General features: G+C 70.4%; 25 protein-coding genes and 2 pseudogenes. 11 read left to right on the top strand and 16 right to left on the bottom strand.

Annotated features, from left to right (window positions below; translation table 11 throughout):
* Nucleotides 1–5: 5 nt before the first annotated feature.
* Nucleotides 6–401 (top strand): hypothetical protein, encoded by a 396-nt coding sequence (locus ABZ780_RS04365; RefSeq protein ID WP_357003428.1) that lies wholly within the window; start codon nucleotides 6–8, stop codon nucleotides 399–401.
* A gap of 335 nt (nucleotides 402–736) precedes the next feature.
* On the opposite strand, the gene ABZ780_RS04360 is transcribed toward ABZ780_RS04365, so the two are convergent.
* Nucleotides 737–1,492, bottom strand: a complete 756-nt coding sequence (locus ABZ780_RS04360) for a hypothetical protein (protein ID WP_357003426.1) — start codon at nucleotides 1,490–1,492, stop codon at nucleotides 737–739.
* A 196-nt stretch (nucleotides 1,493–1,688) separates the two neighbouring features.
* On the opposite strand from ABZ780_RS04360, the gene ABZ780_RS04355 reads away from it, so the two are divergent.
* Nucleotides 1,689–2,270, top strand: a complete 582-nt coding sequence (locus tag ABZ780_RS04355) for a hypothetical protein (RefSeq protein ID WP_357003424.1) — start codon at nucleotides 1,689–1,691, stop codon at nucleotides 2,268–2,270.
* A 51-nt stretch (nucleotides 2,271–2,321) separates the two neighbouring features.
* Here ABZ780_RS04355 and ABZ780_RS04350 read toward each other — a convergent pair whose 3' ends face one another.
* The 3 genes and pseudogenes from ABZ780_RS04350 to thyX all read right to left on the bottom strand — a co-directional run.
* Complete coding sequence (locus tag ABZ780_RS04350) at nucleotides 2,322–2,450, bottom strand: hypothetical protein (protein WP_357003422.1); 129 nt, start codon at nucleotides 2,448–2,450, stop codon at nucleotides 2,322–2,324.
* A gap of 7 nt (nucleotides 2,451–2,457) precedes the next feature.
* Nucleotides 2,458–2,679, bottom strand: a complete 222-nt coding sequence (locus ABZ780_RS04345) for a hypothetical protein (RefSeq protein ID WP_357484144.1) — start codon at nucleotides 2,677–2,679, stop codon at nucleotides 2,458–2,460.
* 127 nt (nucleotides 2,680–2,806) lie between these two features.
* Nucleotides 2,807–2,896: pseudogene (gene thyX, locus ABZ780_RS04340) on the bottom strand (FAD-dependent thymidylate synthase); the annotation flags it as partial.
* Nucleotides 2,897–3,427: 531 nt separating this feature from the next.
* On the opposite strand from thyX, the gene ABZ780_RS04335 reads away from it, so the two are divergent.
* A complete protein-coding gene (locus tag ABZ780_RS04335; protein ID WP_357003418.1) occupies nucleotides 3,428–5,266 on the top strand; it encodes an NHL domain-containing thioredoxin family protein in 1,839 nt (612 codons plus the stop codon).
* Here the strand turns inward: ABZ780_RS04335 and ABZ780_RS04330 are convergent.
* The 3 genes from ABZ780_RS04330 to ABZ780_RS04320 are packed head-to-tail and all read right to left on the bottom strand — an operon-like array spanning nucleotide 5,263 to nucleotide 7,512.
* On the bottom strand, nucleotides 5,263–6,015 hold the full coding sequence (locus ABZ780_RS04330) for a 5-oxoprolinase subunit PxpA (protein WP_357003416.1): 753 nt from the start codon (nucleotides 6,013–6,015) through the stop codon (nucleotides 5,263–5,265). The two genes, ABZ780_RS04335 and ABZ780_RS04330, sit on opposite strands and share 4 nt — an antisense overlap.
* Nucleotides 5,999–6,862: a biotin-dependent carboxyltransferase family protein gene (locus ABZ780_RS04325; RefSeq protein ID WP_357003414.1), complete on the bottom strand. Its 864-nt coding sequence runs from the start codon at nucleotides 6,860–6,862 to the stop codon at nucleotides 5,999–6,001. Before ABZ780_RS04325 ends, ABZ780_RS04330 begins: the two co-directional genes overlap by 17 nt.
* Nucleotides 6,859–7,512: an allophanate hydrolase subunit 1 gene (locus tag ABZ780_RS04320; RefSeq protein ID WP_357003412.1), complete on the bottom strand. Its 654-nt coding sequence runs from the start codon at nucleotides 7,510–7,512 to the stop codon at nucleotides 6,859–6,861. Before ABZ780_RS04320 ends, ABZ780_RS04325 begins: the two co-directional genes overlap by 4 nt.
* 108 nt (nucleotides 7,513–7,620) lie before the next feature.
* Here ABZ780_RS04320 and ABZ780_RS04315 point away from each other — a divergent pair, with 108 nt between their 5' ends.
* Complete coding sequence (locus ABZ780_RS04315) at nucleotides 7,621–8,298, top strand: hemolysin III family protein (RefSeq protein ID WP_357003410.1); 678 nt, start codon at nucleotides 7,621–7,623, stop codon at nucleotides 8,296–8,298.
* A 99-nt stretch (nucleotides 8,299–8,397) separates the two neighbouring features.
* Here the strand turns inward: ABZ780_RS04315 and ABZ780_RS04310 are convergent, their stop codons facing one another.
* The gene (locus tag ABZ780_RS04310; protein ID WP_357003408.1) at nucleotides 8,398–8,685 is read right to left on the bottom strand and encodes a DUF6458 family protein; all 288 of its coding nucleotides are present in this window, start codon (nucleotides 8,683–8,685) and stop codon (nucleotides 8,398–8,400) included.
* A gap of 113 nt (nucleotides 8,686–8,798) precedes the next feature.
* Here ABZ780_RS04310 and ABZ780_RS04305 point away from each other — a divergent pair, with 113 nt between their 5' ends.
* Entirely contained in the window at nucleotides 8,799–9,338 is a 540-nt protein-coding gene (locus ABZ780_RS04305; protein ID WP_357003406.1) for a histidine phosphatase family protein, read from the top strand.
* Nucleotides 9,339–9,381: 43 nt separating this feature from the next.
* Here the strand turns inward: ABZ780_RS04305 and ABZ780_RS04300 are convergent, their stop codons facing one another.
* From ABZ780_RS04300 to ABZ780_RS04285, 4 genes are all read right to left on the bottom strand, one after another.
* On the bottom strand, nucleotides 9,382–9,651 hold the full coding sequence (locus ABZ780_RS04300) for a DUF6458 family protein (protein WP_007454197.1): 270 nt from the start codon (nucleotides 9,649–9,651) through the stop codon (nucleotides 9,382–9,384).
* 256 nt (nucleotides 9,652–9,907) lie between these two features.
* Nucleotides 9,908–11,764: an acyl-CoA dehydrogenase gene (locus ABZ780_RS04295; RefSeq protein WP_357003404.1), complete on the bottom strand. Its 1,857-nt coding sequence runs from the start codon at nucleotides 11,762–11,764 to the stop codon at nucleotides 9,908–9,910.
* A gap of 129 nt (nucleotides 11,765–11,893) precedes the next feature.
* Nucleotides 11,894–13,021 (bottom strand): PP2C family protein-serine/threonine phosphatase, encoded by a 1,128-nt coding sequence (locus tag ABZ780_RS04290; protein WP_357003402.1) that lies wholly within the window; start codon nucleotides 13,019–13,021, stop codon nucleotides 11,894–11,896.
* Between the two features lie 101 nt (nucleotides 13,022–13,122).
* Entirely contained in the window at nucleotides 13,123–13,755 is a 633-nt protein-coding gene (locus ABZ780_RS04285; protein WP_357003400.1) for a septal ring lytic transglycosylase RlpA family protein, read from the bottom strand.
* A 186-nt stretch (nucleotides 13,756–13,941) separates the two neighbouring features.
* Between ABZ780_RS04285 and ABZ780_RS04280 the strand changes: the two genes are divergently transcribed.
* Both ABZ780_RS04280 and ABZ780_RS04275 read left to right on the top strand, forming a co-directional pair.
* Nucleotides 13,942–14,493, top strand: coding sequence for a phosphoribosyltransferase family protein (locus ABZ780_RS04280; RefSeq protein ID WP_357003398.1), 552 nt, complete (start codon nucleotides 13,942–13,944; stop codon nucleotides 14,491–14,493).
* Nucleotides 14,494–14,570: 77 nt separating this feature from the next.
* Entirely contained in the window at nucleotides 14,571–15,002 is a 432-nt protein-coding gene (locus ABZ780_RS04275) for an ASCH domain-containing protein (RefSeq protein WP_357003396.1), read from the top strand.
* Here the strand turns inward: ABZ780_RS04275 and ABZ780_RS04270 are convergent.
* Nucleotides 14,888–15,694: a helix-turn-helix domain-containing protein gene (locus ABZ780_RS04270; RefSeq protein ID WP_357003394.1), complete on the bottom strand. Its 807-nt coding sequence runs from the start codon at nucleotides 15,692–15,694 to the stop codon at nucleotides 14,888–14,890. The genes ABZ780_RS04275 and ABZ780_RS04270 overlap by 115 nt on opposite strands.
* Before the next feature lie 49 nt (nucleotides 15,695–15,743).
* Here ABZ780_RS04270 and ABZ780_RS04265 point away from each other — a divergent pair, with 49 nt between their 5' ends.
* Nucleotides 15,744–16,712, top strand: a complete 969-nt coding sequence (locus ABZ780_RS04265) for an NADP-dependent oxidoreductase (protein ID WP_357003392.1) — start codon at nucleotides 15,744–15,746, stop codon at nucleotides 16,710–16,712.
* A 26-nt stretch (nucleotides 16,713–16,738) separates the two neighbouring features.
* Here the strand turns inward: ABZ780_RS04265 and ABZ780_RS04260 are convergent, their stop codons facing one another.
* The 3 genes from ABZ780_RS04260 to ABZ780_RS04250 are packed head-to-tail and all read right to left on the bottom strand — an operon-like array spanning nucleotide 16,739 to nucleotide 18,968.
* Nucleotides 16,739–17,617 carry an LLM class flavin-dependent oxidoreductase gene (locus tag ABZ780_RS04260; RefSeq protein WP_357484141.1) on the bottom strand — a complete coding sequence of 293 codons (879 nt, stop codon included), beginning with the start codon at nucleotides 17,615–17,617 and terminating at the stop codon, nucleotides 16,739–16,741.
* Between the two features lie 59 nt (nucleotides 17,618–17,676).
* The gene (locus ABZ780_RS04255; RefSeq protein WP_357484138.1) at nucleotides 17,677–18,102 is read right to left on the bottom strand and encodes a nucleoside deaminase; all 426 of its coding nucleotides are present in this window, start codon (nucleotides 18,100–18,102) and stop codon (nucleotides 17,677–17,679) included.
* Nucleotides 18,099–18,968: an LLM class flavin-dependent oxidoreductase gene (locus ABZ780_RS04250; protein WP_357003386.1), complete on the bottom strand. Its 870-nt coding sequence runs from the start codon at nucleotides 18,966–18,968 to the stop codon at nucleotides 18,099–18,101. Before ABZ780_RS04250 ends, ABZ780_RS04255 begins: the two co-directional genes overlap by 4 nt.
* 93 nt (nucleotides 18,969–19,061) lie before the next feature.
* Here ABZ780_RS04250 and ABZ780_RS04245 point away from each other — a divergent pair, with 93 nt between their 5' ends.
* The 3 genes and pseudogenes from ABZ780_RS04245 to ABZ780_RS04235 form a co-directional block, all read left to right on the top strand.
* A complete protein-coding gene (locus ABZ780_RS04245; protein WP_357484136.1) occupies nucleotides 19,062–19,763 on the top strand; it encodes an AsnC family transcriptional regulator in 702 nt (233 codons plus the stop codon).
* A 158-nt stretch (nucleotides 19,764–19,921) separates the two neighbouring features.
* Nucleotides 19,922–20,623, top strand: coding sequence for a dihydrofolate reductase family protein (locus tag ABZ780_RS04240; RefSeq protein WP_357484133.1), 702 nt, complete (start codon nucleotides 19,922–19,924; stop codon nucleotides 20,621–20,623).
* Between the two features lie 932 nt (nucleotides 20,624–21,555).
* A pseudogene (locus ABZ780_RS04235) lies at nucleotides 21,556–23,993 on the top strand (hypothetical protein); the annotation flags it as partial.

The raw sequence follows: 23,993 nt of genomic DNA, 5'->3' as shown, positions 1-23,993 counted from the left end.
CGAGCATGGACAACATCAGCAGCAAGGTAGACCGCGCCATCGCCGGGGCGCAGGAGGGCGACAAGATAGCCCGAGCCGTCGCCGCTGCCCAGGATGCCGAGCGGGTGCGGACCGAACCGCCGGCCCGCGCGAACCGGGCTTGGCTGGTCGCCGACGCCGCCAAGCGCTACTCCCTCGGGGAGGACCTAGCCGCCAGGATCACAGGGAACTCCCCGACGGAGATCCAGCGCGAGGCCCGGACCTTGGCGCTAGACCGGGCCCGCGTCGCCAACGACGCCGCGCGGGACGCCCAGCCGGAAGCCCCGAGGCCCGCCCTGGTATCTGGCCGGACCCCGGCCGATCAAAGCCTGTACGACTTCGATCCGACCGACGTGGTCCGGCAGGTCCGCCAGACCTCCTAGCGGCACGGACATGAGGGCCCTCGGGGATCTTGTACCCCGGGGGCCCTTGCGCGTCCTTGGTGCCAGGGCCGTGACTGTCCAGCTACCCTTACCGCGTCCCGGTGCCGGACCACCCCCGGCGACCCCGGTGGCCCGGCTCCTGACTCGGATGCCCAGCACGCCGCGTCTCGCCGTGACCGCCGCGAGGTCGCGACTGGCTCAATGCCAAAATTACTGACCGTGACCCTGGGGGAAGGCCCCCTCGGCCCCGCTTCCCCCACCGAAGCGGCATAGCGCCTTCCTGTTCGTACGGGCATAGGGGTCGCTATGGATCTCACCGATACACTGCGAGCCCGTCAGCGCGAGCGTCCTGAAGGTCCCCTCTTCGTTCTGGAACTCCCTCTTTCTGGCTTGGTCTCGAAGGCGTTGCCCTCACGCCGGCTGGCCTGAGCCGAGCGCTGCTCAGAAAGGGTCTTGCCGGGTACTTCCTCCGCCTTCCTTGGGTGGACCTGAATATATGATTCGCGGCTAGGTCTGTTCGGAAGCCAGGGCCAAGAATCGTCCCTAGCCCGGAAATCCCTAATCCCCGAAGCTGGAAGGCCAATCTCTACCCGCATCGCATTCCGCAGAACCTCGAACATGTCCCGAGCCTGAAACCATCCGGGATAGTAATCGGTGAACCTTCCTCGCATTTCGACTACTGCGGTGATCTCCATAAGGGCGGCACTCGTCCTGTCTGCAAGATCCGCCACTAGCGGGTTGGCCATCAATTCCACCTCTAGCAATGCTGGCTGAAGTACCTCCTCCCAGCGCTGCCAGTAATCCATCAGTCCTTCGTCAATGAATGACTCGTACTCTTCGCTTACCTCCTCAGTACCGTCGTAGGACAGGAAGACCGCAGTTTCGTCGATCTCTCGAAGCATCGACTGAACGAGTGTGAGGTAAGCGGCGTAGGCGTGCCGGCGGTCGACTAGCCAGCGGCGGGAGTCCTCGGCGGCTAAGCGTCGCGTCTCATTGCGTCGAGTGATCCAGCCAGTCAGCAGGACACCGCCCAGTCCACCCCCTAGCGCGAAGGCCCCGGTCAGCAGCGAAGGCATGAGTTCAGGTGGCACGCATCCACAGTAGGCACGTGCCGCTACGTGCCGCCGGCTCCTGTCCTCTACTGGACCAAGGCGTAGCAGGGAAGCAGCGCCAGCGAGAGTAAGGCCCTCCCCACCCCAACCACGCCTTGGAGAAGCTTGGTGGACTGTCCGGCGCGTCGTTCACGAGGGGTGGGCACCCCGAGTCCATTGTGGTTAGATGCGCCGCATGACTTCCCTCGGTGCCGGGTTGACTACAGAGACGCCCACGCTGTTGATAGTTGCTGATCTTGGCGACATGCCGAGGCTGTCCCAGGTTAAGCGTTACGTTGACCAACTTGACCGCGTGGGTTGCGTTGGAGAAGCTGTGGGCAGGTTCCGGGCTACGAGGGGGAACCATCCACGACTGAGCCTTGCGGCGCAGATGAGAGTCGTCGGAAACCCGAGCCTTCATGTAGCTCGCATGCGCCTCGAAAGTCCATTTGAAGTTGTCCTGACGACTGTGGCCGAGCAGTTCTCACCAGTCGCGTACGGCGTCGCTGGTATCGCAGCCATGGAGCGAATTGTTCGGCTTATTATGGACTGGCAGAAACACCGGATGGAGATTCTCGAAGGTGCATCGCCTCGTGTGCCCCGCCCGTTGGTAGGTCCTGAACAAATAGCACGCGAGACCGTGGATCAGGCGTATGAGGGCCTGCCGGGCGTATCCGACGAAGAGCTAGTGGAGGCAATTGAGGCTGCCCGACAGCCAATCGAGCTACTGTCGCGCGTCCGGCTAACCCGCATTGAGTCGTCGGGCACCGGCCGTTAGCAGTGTCTCGCAGGAATCAATCATCCACTCTCGGTCAAAGACTCCGTGAGGCTAGGACTCCTCGTCGGCCGCGATCTCCGCAAGCCGAGGGCCTCGGTCCTTGAGGCACGGCGGGTTGCCGATGTCGAACAAGGTGAAGCCCTCGTCCGCCGGGGTGATCCGGTCGACCGAGGGCCTCACTCAGGGGCTACTCCTGGTCCGAGTCGCGATCCCGATCCCGCCGGACAAGCTGGTTCAGCACCGTGAGAACCGCCACGGCAACGAGGGCCGGGGTTGCGGCCTTTGGGTTTTCCATGACCAGGTAGCCAGCGAGAACGGCCGCCACCAGCAGCGCGAGACCCCTGGGCGACACGTCGCGGTTTCCAGGGGCCTTCTTAACCTCGTCCGTGTTGCGACGTACTCTGCTCACAGGCGAGCCTCCTTGTTTCTTCTTCGTCGGAAGGGCTTGGTGATCTCGTTACCTGCACTCGTTGACGCGAGTGCTGTTCACGACGGCACCCGTTGGCGCGGGTGCCGTCGTCGTACTACCCGGCGTGCTGGCCGCCCTCGGTGTCGGTCGACCCCTGTACGTCGTCTGGGGCCGCGAACTGGGTCCACGCGATCAACTTGACCTGGGGCTGCACCATTTCCGGCATGCCTCGGACTGTAATGGCGCGGCGCCTCCCAGCCCAAGCCAGGCGCGCCCCGTGCAATGTCGGTCACCCATGTCGATGTGAAACCCGCCGAGAGAGCCCAGTTAAGTCCTACCGGGACGGTCCGAACTGGCGGACCAGCGGGATCACCACCCGGTGATTCCCAGCGCCATCAACAGCTTGAACGCCCCACCCTCGGCGGTGCCGGGCGGCGGGGCGCTTCGTCGTTGTCGTGGGGCTAGTCGGACTCTTCTGCCATGATCTCGGCGAGTCGCTGTGCCTCGGGGCCGTCGAAGATGCCCATGTCGAATATGACCTCAGCCGGCACCCCGCGCCGTCGACTTCCCGGCCCCGATGGAGACGTCGACCGTCGGCCGAATCTGCGACGAGGTCGAGGTCCGCGAGTACGCCGGGAAGCGTCGTGAACGTAACGACGGCGGCGCGGGCTGAGACGCCTCGACGCTTTCTGTCGCTCGGGTCACGAGGACCGATACGGAAAAGCCTCGCCGTGGCAGGCTGACAGGCATGGCAACGACAGCGCGTGTACGTGCACCCGAACTCCGGGGCCGGCAGTGGCTTAATACGGGTGGACAAAACCTGACACTGCAGGATCTTCGAGGTCGTTGCGTCATCTTAGATTTTTGGACCTTCTGCTGCATCAACTGCCTGCACGTGCTCGACGAGCTGCGGCCGCTGGAGGAGAAGTACGGCGACGTACTCGTCGTGATCGGTGTGCACTCGCCGAAGTTCGAGCACGAGAAGGACGCCGACGCGCTGGCCGCCGCCGTGGAGCGGTACGGGGTGCACCACCCCGTACTCGACGACCCTGAGCTGGACATGTGGCAGCAGTACGCGGCCCGGGCCTGGCCGACCCTGTCGGTGATCGACCCCGAGGGTTACGTGGTGGCGACCATGGCGGGCGAGGGGCACGCCGAAGGGCTGGCCCGGTTGATCGACGAGCTGATCGCCACCCACGAGGCCAAGGGCACTCTGCACCGGGGTGACGGCCCGTACGTCCCGCCGCCGGCACCGGAGACGACGCTGCGCTTTCCGGGCAAGGCGGTGCTCCTGGAAGGCGGCAACCTGCTGGTCTCCGACTCGGCGCGGCACTCCCTGGTCGAGTTGGCCCCGGACGGCGAGACGCCGGTGCGCCGGATCGGCTCGGGGGACCGGGGTCGGGCCGACGGGCCGGCGGGCGCGGCGACCTTCTCCGAGCCGCAGGGGCTCTGCCTGCTGCCCACCCACGTCGCCGAGGTGGCCGGTTACGACCTGGTAGTCGCCGACACGGTCAACCACCTGCTGCGGGGCGTACGGCTGGCGTCGGGTGAGGTGGTCACCGTGGCCGGCAGCGGCCGGCAGTGGCGCGCCTCGGTCGACGACCACGCGCACGACGCGCTCGCCGTGGACCTGTCGTCCCCGTGGGACCTGGCCTGGTACGACGACAAGTTGATCATCACGATGGCCGGTATCCACCAGCTCTGGTGGTTCGACCCGATCAAGCGGACGGCCGGCATGTACGCGGGCACGACGGTCGAGGCGCTGCGCGACGGCCCGCTGGCCGAGGCGTGGATGGCGCAGCCGTCAGGGCTCTCCGTCTCGGCCGACGGTGCCCGGCTGTGGATCGCCGACAGCGAGACCAGCGCGGTCCGGTACGTCGAGAACGGGGTGCTGGGCACCGCCGTCGGGCAGGGCCTGTTCGACTTCGGTCACGTGGACGGGCCGGCGGAGTCGGCGCTGCTCCAGCACCCGCTCGGGGTGTGCGCGCTGCCGGACGGCTCGGTGCTGGTCGCGGACACCTACAACGGTGCGGTGCGCCGCTTCGACCCGGCCACCTCCCAGGTGTCCACGGTCGCCGACGGGCTGGCCGAGCCGAGCGATTTGGTGCTCACCCCGTCCGGTGAGGTGCTGGTGGTGGAGTCCGCCGGGCACCGGCTGACCCGGCTGGCCCCGGGGGCGCTGTCGGCGGCCGGCGCGAGCACTGTCGACGGCCCCCGACACCGCACCGAGCGCAAGCCGACCGACGTGGCGGCGGGTGAGGTCACCCTCGACATCGTCTTCACCCCCGCGCCGGGGCAGAAGCTGGACGAGACGTACGGGCCGTCGACCCGGCTGGTGGTCTCCGCCTCCCCGCCGGAGCTGCTGCTGGACGGTGGCGGCACCGGCACCGAGCTGTCCCGCCGACTGGTGCTGAATGGCGAGGTCACCGGTGGGGTCCTCCAGGTGACGGCCCAGGCGGCGACCTGCGACGCGGACGTCGAGCACGCGGCCTGCCACCTGACCCGGCAGGACTGGGGTGTCCCGGTCCGGGTGGTCGACGGTGCCGCGTCCCGACTTCCCCTGGTGCTGCGCGGCCTCGACGCCTAACGGGCGAACGGGGCGACCTGGACCCCGGCGTCGATCAGGGAGGCCCGGACCAGTTCGGTGGCGGAGACCGCGCCCGACGTGTCGCCGTGTACGCAGATCGACTCCACCGGGCAGGGGATGACGGTGCCGTCCACCGCCACCACGGTCCGTTCGGTGGCCATCCGTACCGCCCGGGTGGCCACCTCCTCCGGGTCGGTGATCACCGCGCCGGGGGTGCCGCGCGGCACCAGCGACCCGTTGGGCAGGTAGCCACGGTCGGCGAACGCCTCGGCGACCACGGGTAGGCCCGCGCCGACGGCGAGCTGGGCGAGCACCGAGCCGGACAGGCAGAGGACGGGCAGTTCGGGGTCGTACCCGCAGATCGCGGCGACCACCGCCGCGGCCTGCGACTCGTCGGTGGCCGCCGCGTGGTAGAGCGCGCCGTGTGGCTTGAGGTAGCGGACCCGGGTGCGGAAGATCCGGCAGAACGCGTCAAGCGCCCCCAACTGGTAGGTCACCTCGTCGCGTAGCTCGGCGAAGTCGTACTCGATGCGCCGCCGGCCGAAGCCGGCCAGGTCCCGGTAGCCGACCTGCGCGCCCACCGCGACGCCGTGTCGCGCCGCGCCCTCGCAGACCCTCCGCATGGTGGACGGATCACCGCCGTGGAAGCCGCAGGCGACGTTCGCGGAGGTCACCAGGGCCAGCAGGGCGTCGTCGTCACCGAGCCGCCAGATGCCGAAGCCCTCGCCCAGGTCAGCGTTGAGGTCCATGGAACCTGACGGTAGTGCCTGGCCGGGCCTGCGCGAGCGGGGTCACGTCGGTGACCACCCCGATGACCGGGTATCCACCCGTGGTCGGATGGTCGGCGAGGAAGATCAGGGGTTGCCCGTCCGCCGGCACCTGCACCGCGCCGAGCACGACGCCCTCGCTGGGCAGTTCGCCGGTGACCGCGCGGGGCAGCGGCGCGCCAGCGAGTCGCGCGCCGACCCGGTTGCTGACCGGGCTCACGGTGTACGCGGTGCCGAGCAGCCGGTCGAGCGCGGCGGGGGTGAACCAGTCGTCGCGTGGACCCAGGCGCACGCTCAGGGTCAGCTCCGGCGCGGGTGCCGGGCCGACGGTCAGGTCCACCGGCGCGGGTTTCCCGAGTGGAACGCCCTGCGGCAGCCGGTCGCCGTCGCGCAGCGGGGCCGGGCCGAGCCCGGAGAGGGTGTCGGTGGCCCGGCTGCCGAGCACCGGCGGCACGTCGATCCCGCCCGCCACGGCGAGCCAGCTCCGTACGCCTCGACGGGCCGGACCGACCTTCAGCACCGTTCCCGCCGGCACGGTGAGGGGACGTCCGGTGTCGCCGGGCCGGTCGCCGGCGCGGACGACGACGTCGGCGCCGGTGATCGCCACGGTGGTGGCCCGGGTCAGCCGCAGCGTGCAGCCGGTCAGGGTGATCTCCAGGCCGGCGGCCTCCTCGGGGTTGCCGACCAGCCGGTTGGCGAGCCGCAGGGCGCTCGGGTCGAGAGCGCCGGAGCGGGGGACGCCGAGGTGCGCCCAGCCCGGCCGGCCGAGATCCTGCACGGTGGTGAGCGCGCCGGCCCGGAGCACCTCGATCTCGGCGGGGCGGGTCATGCCGTCGCCAGCCGGACCGGGGTGCCGGGGCCGAGTCGGGCCGGCGGGTCGTCGTCCACGTCGAAGAGGGTCAGGTCGGTCCGGCCGACCAGCAGCCAGCCGCCGGGGGACGCGCCGGGGTAGATGCCGGCGTACGGGCCGGCGAGGGCGACGGAGCCGGCCGGGACGCGGGGACGGGGGGTGGGCAGCCGGGGCAGCGCCAGATCGGCGGGGAGCCCGGTCAGGTAGGGGAACCCGGGGGCGAAGCCGCAGAAGGCGACCCGAAACGGGGTGTCGGTCAGGCGGCGCAGCACGGTTGGCACGTCGACCCCCCAGTGGTCGGCGACGACGGGCAGGTCCGGCCCGTCGAACTCGACCGGGACGACGACCTGCACGCCGTCGGGCCGGTCGTCGTCGGTGCTGGCCGTGGCGGTGGCGGCGACGGTTGGTGCCCAACTGGCCAGCAGGTCGGCTGTGGCGGCGGGGTCGGACAGGCCGTCGAGCAGGAGGGTGCTGGCCGCCGGCACGATCTCGACGGCGCTCAGGTCGCCCTGTTCGCGACGGCGCCACAGCTCGGCCCGCCAGGCTTCGACCAGGGCGGCCTCGGGGATGTCGGCGGGGGCGGTGCAGTCGAGGAGCAGTGCGTACGCCCCGACGGATCGGATCCGCATCGGCTCATCCTCGCCGATGCCGTGCCGGCAAGGAATTCATCGGGACGGTGCCGGGCGTCACCCAGCGCGCTTACTTGAAGGTAACCTACGGTGGCGTAACCTATTGGCGTGACCACCTCCGCACCGCTTCGCCTGAAGCCGGTCGACATCGGCAAACCCCGGATGCGCGGCTGGCTGCACACGTACGCCTTCTTCGTCGCCCTCGCCAGCGGCATCGTGCTCTGCTCGATCGCCGCCACCCGGCCCGGATGGGCACCACTGGTGAGCTGTCTCATCTACAGCCTCACGGTCTGCGGCCTCTTCGGCACCAGCGCGTTGTACCACCGTCGTGTGTGGTCGGAGCGCGGCTACCAGTTGATGCGCCGGATGGACCACTCGATGATCTTCGTGTTCATCGCCGGCACGTACACACCGCTCTGCGTCATGCTGCTCGAACCGCGACAGGCCACCGTGATGTTGGCCCTGGTCTGGGGTGGCGCGCTGGCCGGCGTGGCGGTCAAGGTGGCCTGGCCGCACGCGCCCCGCTGGGTTTCCGCGCCGCTCTACCTGGCGCTCGGCTGGGTCGCGGTGGCCATGCTTCCCGAGATCCTGCGCGGCGGCGGCGTCACCGCGCTGGTGCTGCTGATCGTCGGCGGCGTCATCTACAGCGTCGGAGCGGTCTTCTACGCGCTGCGCCGCCCCAACCCGTGGCCCAGCGTCTTCGGCCACCACGAGTTCTTCCACGCCTGCACCCTGCTGGCCGCGCTGTGCCACCACATCGCGATCTACTTCGCGCTGTTCGCCTGAGCCAGGGCATCGCCCGGCCCTCGAACGCGTGAGCTGGCTCCCGCACACGCGAGCCGGGGTCCCGCGACGCTGCGGGACCCCGGAGTTCGCGGACGAGGATCAGACCGGGCGACCCGGCCGACGTACCTCGCGGTACTCCTCGACGACCCGGTCGCCCTGCACCGGCACCACCCGGTCGGCAACCACGCGCTCCTCGCGGACGGGCGCGGCGGCCACCGGGCGACGGCGGCTGTTCCAGAAGTAGAGGGTGACGAGCAGGCCGGCGACACCGGCCAGCATGAGCACCCAGCCGACCACGGCCAGGTTCAGCCAGCCCAGATCGGCCTCCACGGCGAATGCGAAGATCGCGCCCAACGCGATCAGGAAGATGCTGCCACCAATGCCCATGTCTCGCTCCTCGGCTCTAACCTGGCGTACGGCCCGTCGCGGCCGTTGGTAGGGGTCGCGGCATCCCTCGACTTACCCCGGCGCAGAGATCGCCAATCGGGCAAGCTGAGGGCATGACGGACACCCGAGCCGGGACACGGACACTGGTGTTGCTCCGGCACGCGAAGGCCGAGCAGGGCGGCGAGGGGTCGGACGACGCTGACCGTCCACTGAGCGTGCGTGGGGAGGCCGACGCGGAGGCAGCCGGCGCCTGGCTGGCCCGGCACGATCTGCTGCCCGACGTGGTGATCTGCTCGACGGCCCGGCGTACCCGCCAGACCTGGCACGGGTTGGCGATGGGGATGACCGGATCGCCGCCGGAGGGCGGGCCGACCGGTCCCCGCCCGAGCGTCCGCTATGAGCCCGGCGCGTACGACGCCCATCCCGAGGAGCTGTTGGCGCTGGTCCGCACGGCCGACCCGGCGGCGCGCGTCGTGCTGCTGATCGCCCACAACCCGGGCATCTCGCTGTTGTCCGCGTTCCTCGACCCACAGGAGGCGACCGAGGAGGGCCTGCGGACGGCCGAGCTGGCGGTGCACCGCGGCACGCTCGCCTGGCCGGAGTTGGGTCGCGCCGGGGCGCCGGTCGCCGAGCGGCACACCGCACGCGGCTGAACCACCCGTCGATCCTCGACGGGTGGCTCAGGGCGTACTCAGGTCAGGAGGGTGGCGCGGTCGGCGGCGGCGGGTCGGGCGGCGGCGGCATCATCGCCGTCGGATGGGACAGCCGGTTCTCCTCCACGATGAGGGTCCGGGCCCGCTTGCGCCGGTCCTGCCAGAACCAGAGCGTGGTGAGCAGCACGGCCAGCCCGGCCAGGATGAACACCCAGCCGACCGCGCGTAGGTCGATCCACCAGACATTGGCTCTGATCGCGAAGGTCATGATCGCGCCGAGCGCGATGAGAAATATGCCGCTTCCTACACCCATGTGCGCTGCACTCCCCCGTGCGGTGGCTCTGGGCGTTCCCTTTCCTGGTCACGCGCCGGTTACCCGCCAGGGGGCCGGCCTACCCGGCGCGGCTCGATCAATCGACGTACCTCGGCGGTCGGCACCGGCTGGTCCGACATTCGCCGCTCTGGTGCCATCGGGGGACGACAACGGCCGGCAGGGCAGTTGCCCCGCCGGCCGTCGTAGTCGGTTCCGGGTGGTGCGGCCCGGAACCGTCAGGCGTGCCGTGGCACGGTCAGAAGGCCTCCTCCGGGAGGTCCATGATGTCGAGGTCGGTGCCCTCGATGATCCGCCGGTCGGCGCCGATGCGCGGCAGCACCTCGCGGGCGAAGAACCGGGCGGCCGCGACCTTTCCGGTGTAGAACGCCTTGTCACTGGCGGAGATGTCGCCGGCCAGCGCCTTGAGCGCGACGTCGGCCTGCTTCTGGAGCAGCCAGCCGACCACCAGGTCGCCGATCGCCAGCAGGAACCGCCGGCTGCTCAGCCCGACCTTGTAGAGCGCGCGGGTCTCGCCGCCCTGCGCCTCGCCCAGCCAGCTGGTCATGACACCGAGGATGTTCTGGACCTCGCCGAGCGCCTTGCCGAGCGCCTGCCGCTCCTCCTTGAGCTGGCCGTTGCCCGCCTCGGAGGAGATGAACTCCTGGATCTCGCTGGCGACCGCCATGAGCGCCTTGCCGTTGTCCCGCACGATCTTGCGGAAGATCAGGTCGAGGCTCTGGATGGCGGTGGTGCCCTCGTACAGGGTGTCGATCTTGGCGTCCCGGACGTACTGCTCCAGCGGGTAGTCCTGGAGGAAGCCGGAACCGCCGAAGGTCTGCAGGGCCTCGTGCCCGAGCAGTTCGTACGCCCGTTCCGAGCCGACGCCCTTGACCAGCGGCAGCAGCAGGTCGTTGACCCGCTTGGCCAGCTTGGTGGCCTTCTCGTCGCCGGCCGCCTCGGCGATGGCGACCTTGTCCTGCCAGGTGGCGGTGTAGAGAACCAGGGCGCGCAGGCCCTCGGCGTACGACTTCTGCAGCAGCAGCGAGCGGCGTACGTCCGGGTGGTGGGTGATGGTGACCCGCGGCGCGGTCTTGTCCGTCTGCTGGACCAGGTCGGCGCCCTGCACCCGGTTCTTCGCGTACTCCAGGGCGTTGAGGTAGCCGGTGGAGAGGGTGGCGATGGCCTTGGTGCCGACGAGCATCCGGGCGTACTCGATGATCATGAACATCTGCCGGATGCCGTCGTGCTTGTCGCCCAACAGCCAGCCCTTGGCGGGTACGCCGTTCTCGCCGAAGGTCAGCTCGCAGGTGTTGGAGACCTTCAGGCCCATCTTGTGCTCGACGTTGGTGGCGTAGACGCCGTTGCGCTCGCCCAGCTCGCCGGTGGTCTCGTCGAAGTGGAACTTCGGCACCACGAAGAGCGACAGACCCTTGGTGCCGGGGCCGCCGTGGCCCTCGACGCCAACCGGGCGGGCGAGCACGTAGTGCACGATGTTGTCGCTGAGGTCGTGTTCACCCGAGGTGATGAAGCGCTTGACGCCCTCGATGTGCCACGAGCCGTCCGGCTGCTGGATGGCGCGGGCGCGGCCGGCGCCGACGTCCGAGCCGGCGTCCGGCTCGGTGAGCACCATCGTGGAGCCCCACTGCTTGTCGATGAAGAGCTTGGCCCAGCGCTTCTGCTGCTCGGTACCCTCGACCTCCAGGACGTGCGCGAAGGACGGGCCGGAGGCGTACATCCAGATGGGGGCGTTCGAGCCGAGCACCAACTCGGCGAGAGCCCACCAGAGGGCGCGCGGCGCGGTGGTGCCGCCCAGGTGCGGCGGCAGGTCCAGGCGCCAGAACTCGGAGTCCATGAACGCCTGGTAGGACTTCTTGAACGACGCCGGCAGCGGCGCGGTGTGCGTGGCCGGGTCGAACACCGGCGGGTTGCGGTCGCTGTCCGTGTAGCTGGCGGCCAGGTCCTCGCGAGCGAGCCGGTCGAGCTCCGCGAGGAAGGTGCGGGCGGTGTCGGCGTCGAGTTCCGAGTACGGTGCCTGGCCGAACGCCTGGTCCGCCCCGAAGACCTCGAAGAGGTTGAACTCAAGGTCCCGCAGGTTGCTCTTGTAGTGGGTCATGCTCGCTGGCCCCGCTTCCGGACAGGTGTTACCGATCAGTAACCCACACTGTATTACTCGCGGGTAGGCAGCGACAAGCCGATCTCCGAAGTGACAGCCATTACACACTTTCGGCGGCGACAGCCGGGCTCAGCTCTCGGCGGCGCCGACCTCCCAGCTCGGCACGGCCGACGCCACGCCCGTCCGCGTCCCGGCGTACTCCATCAGAACCAGGGCGATGTCGTCGTCGAGCCGGCCATGCACCCACTCGACGAGGGCCGTCTCCAGCGAGGCGAGCCCGTCCGCCACCGTGCCGTGACCGAGCAGTCGCCACGCCCGGTCGGCAGTGGGGAAGAACTCGCCGTCCCGCCGGGCCTCGCCGAGACCGTCGGTGAACAGCAACAGCCGGTCGCCGGGCTCCAGGCGCTCCACCCGGGGGCGGACCACCGGCATGAACCCGAGCGGGGGCGCTGGCGCCGGCGGCTCCAGCGGGATCACCGCGCCCCTGCGCAGCAGCAGCGGCGGCGGGTGCCCGCAGTTGACGATGGTGAGCGTGCCACCCCGCTCCTCCACCAGAGCCGCGGTCACGAAGTCCTCGTCGCCGACGTTGCGGGCCACCGCGCGATCCAGGTCGGCGACGACGGCACGCAGGTCGGCCCGCTCGTAGGCCACGTGCCGGTAGGAGCCGAGGACGATGCTGGCCAGCCGGACCGCATCGAGGCCCTTGCCGCGTACGTCGCCGATGATCATGCGTACGCCGTAGGGCGTGTCGATCGCCTCGTACAGGTCGCCGCCGATCTCGGCCGTGGCGGTGGAGGAGATGTAGCGGCCAGCCACCGAGAGCGTGCCGACCTGCGGGCCGAGCGGACGCAGCACCGCCTGCTGGGCCACCGAGGCGAGCTTGGTCAGCTCGCCGATCTGCTCGGCCTGCCGCTGCCGTACCGACGCCACCGCCACCGCCAGCCCAGTCGCGAGCGCGATCCCGACCACGTTGACCGAGGTGATCAGCAACATCTTCGGATCGACCAGGGCGAAACCCACCCCGACCAGGGTCGCCACGGCGCCGACGCCGAGCACCACCGGCCAGGACGCCAGGGCGGCAGCCAGGAGCGGGACGACCATCAGGAGCGCGGTGTAGTGCGCCGGGCGGCCGTCGGCCAACTCGACCGCCGAGACGATCGCGAGCAGAACGAGGGCCGCGCCGAGGCCGGCGCGGGATCCGGGGCTCAGCGGGCGGCGGCCCGACTGGAGGAGTCGCGTGGGTACGAGGGACAGCATGCCTGATTCACGTGAACGCCGGTATGAACCTGGCCCGTCGTCCGAGGAGGTTCTGTCCGGCCGGCCCAGGCGCTCGGCCGGATCGGCCTCGTCGACTCGCCTCAGCCGAGCACCTCGTACCGCACGGTGAGCGCGCCGACGTCGACCGAGGCGATGGTCGCGAACGCGGCGCGGGAGAGGTCGAGGCAGCGGCCGTCGATGAACGGGCCACGGTCGTTGATCCGCACCACGACCGACTTGCCGCTGCTGGGGTTGGTGACCCGGACCTTGGTGTTGAACGGCAGCGTCTTGTGCGCCGCGGTCAGCTCGTTCGGGTTGAACGACTCACCGTTGGCGGTGAGCTGCCCGTTGGAGTAGAAGGAGGCGCCACACGAGCCGCTCTCCAACACCTTCGCGGCCGGCGTGGTCTTCTTCACGGTCGCGCTCGGCTTCGGCGCGGCCGTGCGGGCCTTGGCCCGGGAGGCGGCCTGCGGCGAGCGGCTCGCCGACGGGCTCGCCGACGCGCTGGGCGAGGCACTGGCGCTCGGCGAGGCGGCCGGGGAACTGGCGGCCGGGCTGCTGGGAGCGGTGGTCGGCGTCAGGTCGAGAGCCACCTGCCCCGACTGCGCGGAGCCCGAGGTCAGCTGCACGGCACCGAACGTGCCCCCGACGGCGAGGGCGACGCCGACCGCCGCGGTGGCCACGATGCCCGCTGGAGAGGAGAAGATGCGGGTACGGGAGTGCCTACCAACCACGGCCCGGTCCTTTCGTCGACTGAACAAACCGGGTCGGACCGTAACGAGAGAAGCACTTCCGAAGTCAACGTGATCATTGTGGTATGCCCGTATTTGCACTGGTACGTGTAGCCGATCATCCGAGCCCGCATGGGTCGACCGGCCCGGGTGTCGACCCGCCGAGCGCACGTGCCGCAGGATGGGCGGATGCCCGGTGCGCTGACCGAACGCCTCGTCGACCTGTTCCGCTGGATCGACCCGGGGCCGGGCACCAGCCACCTGGTCAGCGACATCTCCGGGTGGTGGCGGGACCCGACGGTGCTGGCCGAGTTGGGGCCGGCCCTGGTGGCGCCCTACCGGGCCGCCCGGCCGACCGTGGTGCTCGCCCCGGCAGTGACCGGGCTGCTGCTCGGCCCGCTGGCCGCCACCGCCCTCGGAGTCGGCTTCGTGGCCGCCCACAAGCCCGGCGACGGGAGGCTGCCGGCCGGGCCGCTCACCTGGGCGCAGAGCCCGCCGGACTACCGGGGCCGGCAGGTCGACCTGGCCGTACGGGACCGACACCTCGGCCCCGGCGACCGGGTCCTCCTGGTGGACGACTGGGTGCGTACCGGCGCGCAACTCCACGCCCTCTACGACATCTGCGCCGCACGCGGGGCCGAGGTGCTGGGCGCGGCCGTGGTCGCGGTCGACTGCCCGCCCGAGGTCGCCACCGAGCTGCGGATCCGTGGCCTCGTCGCCGGCACGGACCTCCCGGCGTGACCCCGCCCGCTGGGGGAGTTGAGCCGGACGGGCGAAATCCGGCGACGGCGGAGCCGTGCTGACCTAGCCTCGGCAGGATGTGGCCTCGGATCGGTGAACTGCGCGCCCTCGCCCTCGGCACCCCTGGCGAGCTGCGGGCGACCCTGAACACCCTGGTGCTGGCCGGCGTGAAGACCGCGACGGCCGGCCGGCTCGCCGAGTACGCCGAAGAGGGCGAGGAGTTGGAGCACGTCGGCGAGCGGCTGGCGCTGGTCGACGACGACGATGCGCTGGCCGGCGTCGTGGAGATCACCGGCGTCGAGGTGGTCCGCTTCGCCGACGTGCCGTGGGACTTCGCCCGTGCCGAAGGCGAGGGTGACCGCTCGATCGAGGAGTGGCGGGCTGGACATGCGGCCTACTGGGCGCGGCTCGGCACCCCGGTCGACGACGACACCCCGATCGTCTGCCTGCGCCTGCGGCTGGTCTCCGGCGGCGAGGGCGGCGTGGCCAGCGGCGACCTCGGCACCTGATCGCCCCTGGCCGCCAGCGCCGCCGCCTCGCGGCCAGCCCTGCGGTTCGCACCGCGGGCGCTGTCGCCCCACCGGGGGGTCAGCGGGAGCCGGGCCGCCGGAGGCAGCGGCGACAGCACCGGGCGGGCCCGGAACGACTGGATCATCAATGCCGCGAAGCGGCGGGAGGCCGCGAGAGTCGCGGCGCGGGAGTCGGCCCGGATGCCGCCGTTGGCCATCATCGCCATGACAATGTCCTCTACGACGAAGTCCGCGCGTAGCTCACCGGACTCCTTGGCGCGGCGGATGAGCTGCAGCAGTGCGCGCACCGTCCGGTCGCGAGCGACGTTGAAGGCCGCGGGCTCCGGGAACTGCGCCAGGAAAGCGGCGGTGAATCCCCGGTCGAGGGCGTGCACCGCCATCAGTTCCTCGACGACCAGACAGAAACCCTGCCAGGGATCGGCTGCGGCGATGCCCTCGTCGACGATGGCGGAGCACACCGTCATCTGCTCGGCGAAGGCTTCCATGATCAGCGCTTCCTTGGTCGGGAAGCGCCGGTAGAGGGTCGCCGCGCCGACCTCCGCCCGTCGCGCGATCTCCCGCATCGACACCTCAAGGCCGCCTGCCTCGAACGCCGCGCGGGCGACCTCGAGAATCCGGTCCCGGTTGGCGCGGGCGTCCGAGCGCATCTTCTGGGTCACTTGCTCTGTCACCCCTCTCACTTTAGCTATCCGGACGGGGTGTTCCATTACCGTCGGCCGCATGAGAGCTGTTCAATTCTCCGAGTACGGGCCGGCCGACGTGTTGCACCTCGTCGAGGTGGAGGCACCGCACGCCGGTCCCGGCGAGATCCGCATTTCGGTACGCGCATCCGGTGTCACGCCCTCGGACACGTACGTCCGATCCGGCATGCTGCGCGACCAGGTGCCCCTGACGCTGCCGCACACCACCGGTTACGACGCCGCCGGAGTGGTCGACGAGATCGGTGACGGCGTCACCGGTGTCGAACTCGGTGACGAGGTGTTCGGCACGACGGCCATGGCCCGCCTCGGTGGAGCCAACGCCGAACACGCCGTCCTCGTCGCCTGGGCAACCAAGCCGACGGGGTGGAGCTGGGCGGAGGCCGGCGGCGCGGCGGGGAACATCGAGACGGCGACCCGGGTTCTCGACCGACTCGACGTGGGCGCGGGGCACACGCTGCTCGTGCACGGCGCGGCCGGCGGCGTCGGCACGATCGCGATCCAACTCGCCGTCGCTCGTGGCGCCACCGTCATCGGTACGGCGAGCGAGCGCAACCACGAGTTCCTCCGGTCGCTGGGCGCGACTCCGACGACCTACGGTCCAGGCATGGGCGACCGGGTCGCCGCGCTCGCACCGCGCGGAGTGCAGGCCGTTTTCGACTGCGCCGGTGGTGCGTTGCCAGACCTGATCGCGATCACCGGGGACCCGGCGCGCGTTGTGACGATCGCCGACTTCGGCGCGGCGGCACACGGCGTCCACATGTCCCACACGGCACCGGGCTCGGACGCGAGCGCGATGGTCGGCGCACCAGCCGACCCGATGGCGCTACACGGACTCGGAATCGCCGCCACGCTCGCCGACGAGGGACGACTCCGGGTGCCGGTCGCCGCATCGTTCCCACTGTCGGAGGCCCCCGCCGCCCACCTGCTGAGCGAGAGCCGCCGCGCCCAAGGGAAGATCGTGATGCTGTCGCAGCCGTTGGCGCACTAAACGCCCGTCCGACAGGTCCGGCTGGCTCAGCCGCGTAGCTGAGGCAGCAGCCGGGTCGCCACGTCCACCAGGACGGCCTCGTCGCCGGCGTACCAACTGCTGGCGCGCGGCCAGTGCGTCACCACGTCGGTGAAGCCCAACTCGGCGGCCCGGCCGACCTGATCGGCGAAGAACTGCGCGCTGCTGAGCGAGAACACCGGCGCGGCGTCCAACGAGAGATAGCGGTCCAGGGTGGCCGGGTCACGGCCGGCCTCGTCCAACGTCCGGTCCATCCGGGCGGACAGCGCCGACACCGTGGCCCACCAGCCCTGCACGTCGTCGGCGTCGGTGCCGGTGGTCACCCAACCCTGGCCGAACCGGGCCACCAACCGCATCGACCGCGGGCCGTTCGCGGCCACCACGAACGGCACCCGGGGCTGCTGCACGCAGCCGGGGTTGTTGCGGGCGTCCACCGCCGCGAACCAGTCGCCGCGCCAGGTGGTGCCGTCCTGGCGCAGGATCAGGTCGAGCAGTTCGGTGAACTCGGCGAACCGGTCGACCCGCTGGCGCGGCGGCAGCGTCTCGCCGCCGAGCACCGCCGAGTCGAAGCCGATGCCGCCCGCGCCCAGGCCGAGCAGCAGCCGGCCCTCCGAGACGTCGTCCACCGTGGTGATCTGCCGGGCGAACGCTGCCGGGTGCCGGAAGTTCGGCGACGCGACGAGCGTGCCCAACCGGATCCGAGAGGTCACCGTGGCGGCGGCCGTCAACGTGGCCATCGAGTCGAACCACGGGCCGTCCACCAGGTCCCGCCAGCCCAGGTGGTCGTACGTCCAGGCGTGGTCGAAGCCCCACTCGTCGGCCTGCCGCCAGCGACGCTGCGACTCCGCCCACCGCTGGTCCGGCAGGATCACGATGCCAATCCGCATGACCGCCAGCCTAGCCGCGCCGACCTGGCCATCCGACCATGCGCCCGACGGGCCCGATGTCAGTAGTGGTCCTCGATCGGCCGGCGGGCCTCCTCGAACAGGGCCGGCCCCTCGTACCGGACCGGGGCCGGGACCGGGGTGGCCGGCTTGACGCTCTCGAACTGCTCGGCGGACAGGGCAAACACCACCCGCCCCAGGCCGGAGCGGTCGATTGCCGTGGCGCACATCGGGCACGGCTGGCAACTGGTGTACATCGTGGTTCCGGCCGCGGCCTCGGGCGCGAGCTCCCGGGCCGCCCAGCGGGCCAACTTCAACTCCGGGTGGGCGGAGATGTCGACCTCGGAGACCACCGTGTTGTGGTCCTCGATCAGCACCTCGCCGTCGGGGCCGACCAGCAGCGAGCCGAACGGCCGCTCGCCGGCAGCACCGGCCCGGTCGGCGATGTCGATCGCGCGCCGGAGGAACGTCTCGTCGTCGGGGGTCATGAATCCTCCGTGGATCGTTGGTCGGTGATGGTGTGGCGCAGGGCCGCGACGGCTGCCAACGCCCGCCAGGCCCGTTCAGGTTCGCGGATCTCGGTGACGTCGCCGTTGAACGGGTCGAGCACCACCGTCCGCGCGCCGAGCAGCCGGAGCCGGTCGAGATCGGCGGCGATCTGCCCGATGGTGCCGATCCCGGCTAGCCGCGCCGGGTCGGTGACCGGTTCGTCGGTCATCCGGAGTGCGATGCGCGGAACCAGCGCCGGCACCGGCCGGCCCAACTCCTCCGCGCTCGCCCGCAGTCGCCCGACGGCGTCGGTCAACCAGTCCAGGGTGAACCGCAGTGGATGCCAGGCGTCCCCGAGACGCACGGCGCGACGGATGCCGGCGTCGCTGTTGCCGCCGACCCAGATCGGAATCGGCGGGGTGGCGTAGTCGGCGGTGTCCCGCCACGCCTCACGGATGGTGCGCAGGTACTCGTCGGTGAGCGCGCCACGCTGCCGAAACGGCACCCCGAGCGCCTCGAACTCCTGCCGGGCCCACCCGACCCCGACGCCGAGGACCAGCCGGCCGCCGCTGAGCCGGTTGAGGTTCGCCGCCATTCGCGCGGTCAGCAGCGGGTGCCGGTACGGAACGATGAGGACGGTGGTGCCCAGCTTCACCCGCCGGGTCACCCCAGCCAGGAAGGACAGCGTGGTGAACGGCTCGTAGAACGGGGCAGGATACTGCTCGGCCACGTCCGGCGTGATCACGATGTGGTCCGAGACCAGCAGCAGATCGAAGCCCAGACCCTCCACCGTCTGCGCCCAGCGGCGCAGCACCTCGGGGTCGGTGCCCGGGGCGAAGTTCGGTACGTTGACCCCAATTTCCACCGCCCAACGCTATCGAGGCGATGTCCCAATTGTGAACGGACTACTGCCGGCGTTCACTGGCTTTCGCCGAGGATCTGCCGGTAGTTTGCCCCGATGACCGTCAATCTCGATGCCGTCGACTGGGCCATCCTCGGCGAGCTGCAGAACGACGGCCGGCTCCCGCTGACCGAGTTGGGCCGGCGGGTCAACCTCAGCTCGTCGGCGGCCACCGAACGGGTGAAGCGGCTGGAGTCGACCGGGGTGAATGGCCTACCTCGAACGAGTCATCGACGAATTGGCGGCGTTCGGCAGCACCACCACGAACGTGGTCTACAGCGCCACCCTGCCGTACCGAGGACCGCGACCGTAAGACGTAGTTTCACCGCGCCTGTCGAGCCGTACCCTCCGGACATGTCCGTCGAACCATCCGCTGTACGCGCGCCCCTGGGGCGGCGGGCGCGCATGACCATCGCGGCGGTGATCGTGCTGGCGGCGGTGGTGCCGGCACTGCTCGTCCGCGAGTTGGTCGAGGTCCGGTTCGGCGACGGACCGGTAGCCGATGTCAGCTTCCTCGTGGTGCCGGTGGTGATGACTGCCTGGCTCGCGCCGTACGCCTCCTATCGGCGACGCGACGCCCTGCTCTGGCTGGTCGGCCCGGGTGCGTTGATCTTCGCGGTGATCGCCTGGCGGGTGGCTCTCGCCCCCTACCGCGACTGGCGGCCACGCCCCGACGAGGTTCCCCACATGCGCTGGCTGAGCGACCCCGAGCGCGCCGGCATGTGGTACGTGGCGAAGGCTGATCCCCGCGCGGGCTAGACCGACGCTGTTCCCTCGGTTTGTGACGTCGGGCCGACCCGCTCAGCAAGCATGTGTCGCACGTCACATCACCATCCTGTAGGGTCATCCGTTTCGGGTTCGACCTCTCGGCGAGCAGGCACCCGGGCGGGTGCCGCCAACGAAGGGGACGATGCGAGATGACGAAGGTGACAGCGCAACTGTCGGTGTCGTTGGACGGGTTCTACGCCGGCCCGCAGTTCACCGGCGACGGCAACTGGATCGACTCGGCCGAGGCCGCCGGCTTCTTCCGGGTCACCCGCTGGATAACCCACGCGATGGCGTGGCGCGAACGGCTGGGCTTCGAAGGCGGCGAGCAGGACACCAACTCCGACATCGTCGCCGAATCGTTCGGGGCGGCCGGCGCGTACGTGATGGGGCGCCGGATGGCCGACGGGGGTGAGGTCCCCTGGGGCGACGAGCCGCCGTTCCGGGCACCGGTCTTCGTCGTCACCCACCGCCCGCGCCAGACCCTGCTGCGCGGCGGCGGCACCAGTTTCACGTACGTCACCGACGGCGTGGCCAGCGCCGTCGAGCAGGCACGCGCCGTCGCAGGGGGCAAGGACGTTGCCGTGGCCGGCGGGGGCAGTCTCGTGCGGCAGGTGCTCAAGGCCGGCCTGCTCGACGAGTTGGAGCTGCACGTCGTACCGGTCGTGCTCGGCACCGGCCTGCGGCTGCTCGACGCGGACCTCGACCTCGGCGACAAGGAGGCGATCGAGCTGACGCCCACCCGGGTCATCCCCACACCGGAGGTCACCCACATCCGGTACGCGGTGGGCGGTCGCGCCCCGCTGGTGCTCGACGACCGGGGCAGCGGCGGCGGGCCGACGGTGACGCACTGACCCGTCAAGCAGCCGCCATCGACAAGCGAGGCACCCGCCTGTCGATGGCGCGCTCGACGGCGGCCTGCCGCTCCAGATCTTGGACAGTTTCCGCGCCTCAGGAACGGAAACTGTCCAAGATCTACGGCCTCGACGGCGTCGGCCCGGAACGGGGCGGTGAGCCGATGGGCTACGACGCGGGCTGGCTACTCACCCAGCGGCAACTCCGGCCGCCCAACGCCCTCTGGGAGAGGCGGGAAAGCCCGGCAACACCCTCACATCACGGATCGGAGTGAGCGTCGCCGATCTGATGGCCCGACGGTCCACGCCTGCGCTCGGGCCGCGCCGATCTGACCACACCATCAGGAAGGCGACCAGCACGTCGCCGACAGTATCCCGTGGAGCGGGTGACGGGAATCGAACCCACACTGGCAGCTTGGAAACCGTACAAGATCGGGTTCAGGGTATGGCGTTTCGCCTTGTCGATCTGGTCGGCGGCGGTTTCGTATGGCCTCTTGTGACACCACCTTGTAGCCAAAGGATGGCCCGCTCGGCAGCGTGTTCGTGGTTGTGCTTGTGTCCTTTGGGGACTGGTTGGCTTTCGTTGGGCATGCTGGTTGGTGGGGATCTGGCAGAGGGGGCGTTGTGGCTGGTGCGGGAAAGTTGGCGGCCGGGTCGGGTGCAGCGTTCGCTGTCGGAGCGGTGGCTGGGGTGGCGGGTAACAACCTCGGTGAGGGGCCGTGGTTTTGGGTGGGGTTTGTGGTGTTGGCGTTGGTGGGGTCGGGGTTGTCGGCGTGGTTGACCTACCGTGGTGCTGCCGGCGGCGCGGTGTCTGATGTTGTGCACACGGGTGACACCAGGGTCGACAGGGTGTCGGGTGGTGGGTCCGGGCCGACGATCGGTGTCAACTATGGCGAGGCTCGTGGCGGCGGTGCCGACCGGGGAGCTGTGTGATGGTGAGGTTCGGTCGTCAGGTGCCGGAGCGGATCGGTTCGGTGCAGGGTGGGGGTTCCGGACCGACGGTCGGGGTGAATCACGGGACGGTTGCGGGCACGATCCTGGCGGGCAGTGCGGCGGGTTTGGCGGATGTGGTTCTTGATCCGTCGCTGATTCCGCTGGAGCTTGGCCTGACGGTCGGTGATGAGCCGGTGGGCGGGTTCACCGGGCGTGGGTGGCTGGTGGAGAAGATTGACGTGCGGATCGCGCAGGTCGCTGACCGCCTGGTTGGTGGTTACGTGTTGGTGGAGGCGGAGGCGGGGCTGGGCAAGAGCGCGTTGGCGGCGTATCTGGCGTTCTCGCCGACGCGGCGTTGGCCGGCGCATTTTTCGCGTCAGTCGACCAGCCCGGAGGCTGCGCGGGCGAATCTTGCCGCGCAGATCACCTACGCGCACATGCCTGCCGCCTCGCTGGACAGGTCGTACGCGCTGCCGGGTAACTACACCGACCCCGCGTGGTTTGCTCAGCGGCTGATGACGATTCAGGCGCAGCGGCGGGCGCGTGGCGAGGTGTCGCCTCTGGTGATCCTGATCGACGGGTTGGATGAGGCGCCCACGCCGTCGGTGGGTGAGGTCGCGTTCGGATTGCCCCGGACTCTGCCGCCAGGAGTGGTGGTGGTGGCCACGACCCGTCCGGGGCATCCCTTGCCGGCTGGGGCGAGGGTGGAGCGGATCGATGTCACGGGGCAGGCGAACCTCGACGATCTGCGGGAGCATGTCACATTCCGGGCTCGCAGCGACCGGGCGTTGGCGGGACAGATCGCTGCCAGCAACGTCACTCCGGAGGCGTTCACACGGGGGTTGTTGGCCGCTGCGGGCGGGGTGTGGATCTACGCGTTGCTGGTGATGGACCAGGTCCGCGACGGTGACCTGCCCGCTGACCGTCTCGACGCACTGCCGGCAGGGTTGGCCGGCTACTACAGCCAGAACCTGCGGCGGGTTCGGGAGTTGGCCCCGGATCGGTGGGACGGCGTTGTGGTGCCGGTTCTGGGCACCTTGGCGGCAGTCACCGAACCGGTGACGAGCACTACGCTCGCTGTCTGGTCCGGGGATCTGCCCCTGGGTGCGGTGCAGGATGTCCTCGACGGCCCGTTGCGGCCGTTTCTCGCCCACACGAGAGGGGATCGAGAGGCGGCTGATCCGATTGGTTGGTACCGGCTGCGGCACCAGAGTTTGCGGGACTTCCTGACCGGGCGGGAGACCGGCCACGAGGACCACACGGTGGTGCAGCAGTCGGCGCGCTGCGCCCAGGCGACCCGGCAAGCCCACGCGAGGATCCTGGCCTGCATCACCCCCGCCTTGGACGAGTCGGGCGTCCGACGGTGGGAGGACGCCAGCAGCTACGCCCTGGCTCACCTGACCGACCACGCCGCCGTGGCGGAACAACTCGACCGGCTGGCCCTGGATCCCGGCTATCTGCTGTGGACCGCATTGCCGCCGCTGCTACGCACGAGGAACACCGTCATCGACCCGCAAGCCCGCCAGGCAATCGCCGCACGAGAACTGATGGGTGACATTAGCGCCCTGACCGCCGACGAGCAGTTGCGCTGGTTGCACGTGTGGGCGGTGAAATGCCGCAGCACCGCCCTCGCCGCCGCCTGCGCCGCCCAGTTCCACCCTGATACTCCACGCGCTGACGGCGCGATCTGGCGAGGAACCACCCACACCCGACTCTATGGCCACACCGGCCGGGTGCGCGCGGTGGGGACCTGGACCCAATCGGACGGCACCACCCTGCTCGCCACCGCCGGCCGCGACCGGGTGGTGCGGCTGTGGCACCCCGCGACCCTGCAATCCGCCGGCGAACTCCACGGCCACACCGGGACGGTGTTCGCGGTGGGGACCTGGACCCGACCCGACGGCACCACCCTGCTCGCCACCGCCGGCCGCGACCAGGTGGTCCGGCTGTGGCACCCCGACACTCTGCAACCCGCCGGCGAACTCCACGGCCACACCGACTCGGTGTTCGCGGTGGGGACCTGGCCCCACTCCAAGGACACCACCCTGCTCGCCACCGCCGGCCGCGACCGGGTGGTGCGGCTGTGGCACCCCGACACTCTGCAACCCGCCGGCGAACTCCACGGCCACACCGACTGGGTGAGCGCGGTGGGGACCTGGACCCGACCCGACAGCACCACCCTGCTCGTCTCCGCCGGCGACGACCGGGTGGTGCGGCTGTGGCACCCCGACACCCTCCGGCCCGCCGGCGAACTCCACGGCCACACCGGCCCGGTGCTCGCGGTGGGGACCTGGACCCGACCCGACAGCACCACCCTGCTCGCCACCGCCGGCGACGACCAGGTGGTGCGGCTGTGGCACCCCGACACCCTCCGGCCCGCCGGCGAACTCCACGGCCACACCGGCCCGGTGCTCGCGGTGGGGACCTGGACCCGACC

The organism is Micromonospora sp. NPDC047467 (genome assembly GCF_040643095.1).
Lineage (GTDB): Bacteria > Actinomycetota > Actinomycetes > Mycobacteriales > Micromonosporaceae > Micromonospora.
The sequence above is the reverse complement of the archived record's forward strand: the minus strand, read 5'-3'. Positions and strand labels throughout refer to the sequence as shown.

Bases quoted from the DNA above. Each gene is read 5' to 3' on its own strand.
- ABZ780_RS04365 (WP_357003428.1), top strand. From the start codon at position 6: ATGGACAACATCAGCAGCAAGGTAGACCGCGCCATCGCCGGGGCGCAG.
- ABZ780_RS04355 (WP_357003424.1), top strand. From the start codon at position 1,689: ATGACTTCCCTCGGTGCCGGGTTGACTACAGAGACGCCCACGCTGTTG.
- ABZ780_RS04335 (WP_357003418.1), top strand. From the start codon at position 3,428: ATGGCAACGACAGCGCGTGTACGTGCACCCGAACTCCGGGGCCGGCAG.
- ABZ780_RS04330 (WP_357003416.1), bottom strand. From the start codon at position 6,015: ATGGACCTCAACGCTGACCTGGGCGAGGGCTTCGGCATCTGGCGGCTC.
- ABZ780_RS04325 (WP_357003414.1), bottom strand. From the start codon at position 6,862: ATGACCCGCCCCGCCGAGATCGAGGTGCTCCGGGCCGGCGCGCTCACC.
- ABZ780_RS04320 (WP_357003412.1), bottom strand. From the start codon at position 7,512: ATGCGGATCCGATCCGTCGGGGCGTACGCACTGCTCCTCGACTGCACC.
- ABZ780_RS04310 (WP_357003408.1), bottom strand. From the start codon at position 8,685: ATGGGCATTGGTGGCAGCATCTTCCTGATCGCGTTGGGCGCGATCTTC.
- ABZ780_RS04305 (WP_357003406.1), top strand. From the start codon at position 8,799: ATGACGGACACCCGAGCCGGGACACGGACACTGGTGTTGCTCCGGCAC.
- ABZ780_RS04300 (WP_007454197.1), bottom strand. From the start codon at position 9,651: ATGGGTGTAGGAAGCGGCATATTTCTCATCGCGCTCGGCGCGATCATG.
- ABZ780_RS04295 (WP_357003404.1), bottom strand. From the start codon at position 11,764: ATGACCCACTACAAGAGCAACCTGCGGGACCTTGAGTTCAACCTCTTC.
- ABZ780_RS04290 (WP_357003402.1), bottom strand. From the start codon at position 13,021: ATGCTGTCCCTCGTACCCACGCGACTCCTCCAGTCGGGCCGCCGCCCG.
- ABZ780_RS04280 (WP_357003398.1), top strand. From the start codon at position 13,942: ATGCCCGGTGCGCTGACCGAACGCCTCGTCGACCTGTTCCGCTGGATC.
- ABZ780_RS04275 (WP_357003396.1), top strand. From the start codon at position 14,571: ATGTGGCCTCGGATCGGTGAACTGCGCGCCCTCGCCCTCGGCACCCCT.
- ABZ780_RS04265 (WP_357003392.1), top strand. From the start codon at position 15,744: ATGAGAGCTGTTCAATTCTCCGAGTACGGGCCGGCCGACGTGTTGCAC.
- ABZ780_RS04260 (WP_357484141.1), bottom strand. From the start codon at position 17,617: ATGCGGATTGGCATCGTGATCCTGCCGGACCAGCGGTGGGCGGAGTCG.
- ABZ780_RS04255 (WP_357484138.1), bottom strand. From the start codon at position 18,102: ATGACCCCCGACGACGAGACGTTCCTCCGGCGCGCGATCGACATCGCC.
- ABZ780_RS04245 (WP_357484136.1), top strand. From the start codon at position 19,062: ATGACCGTCAATCTCGATGCCGTCGACTGGGCCATCCTCGGCGAGCTG.
- ABZ780_RS04240 (WP_357484133.1), top strand. From the start codon at position 19,922: ATGACGAAGGTGACAGCGCAACTGTCGGTGTCGTTGGACGGGTTCTAC.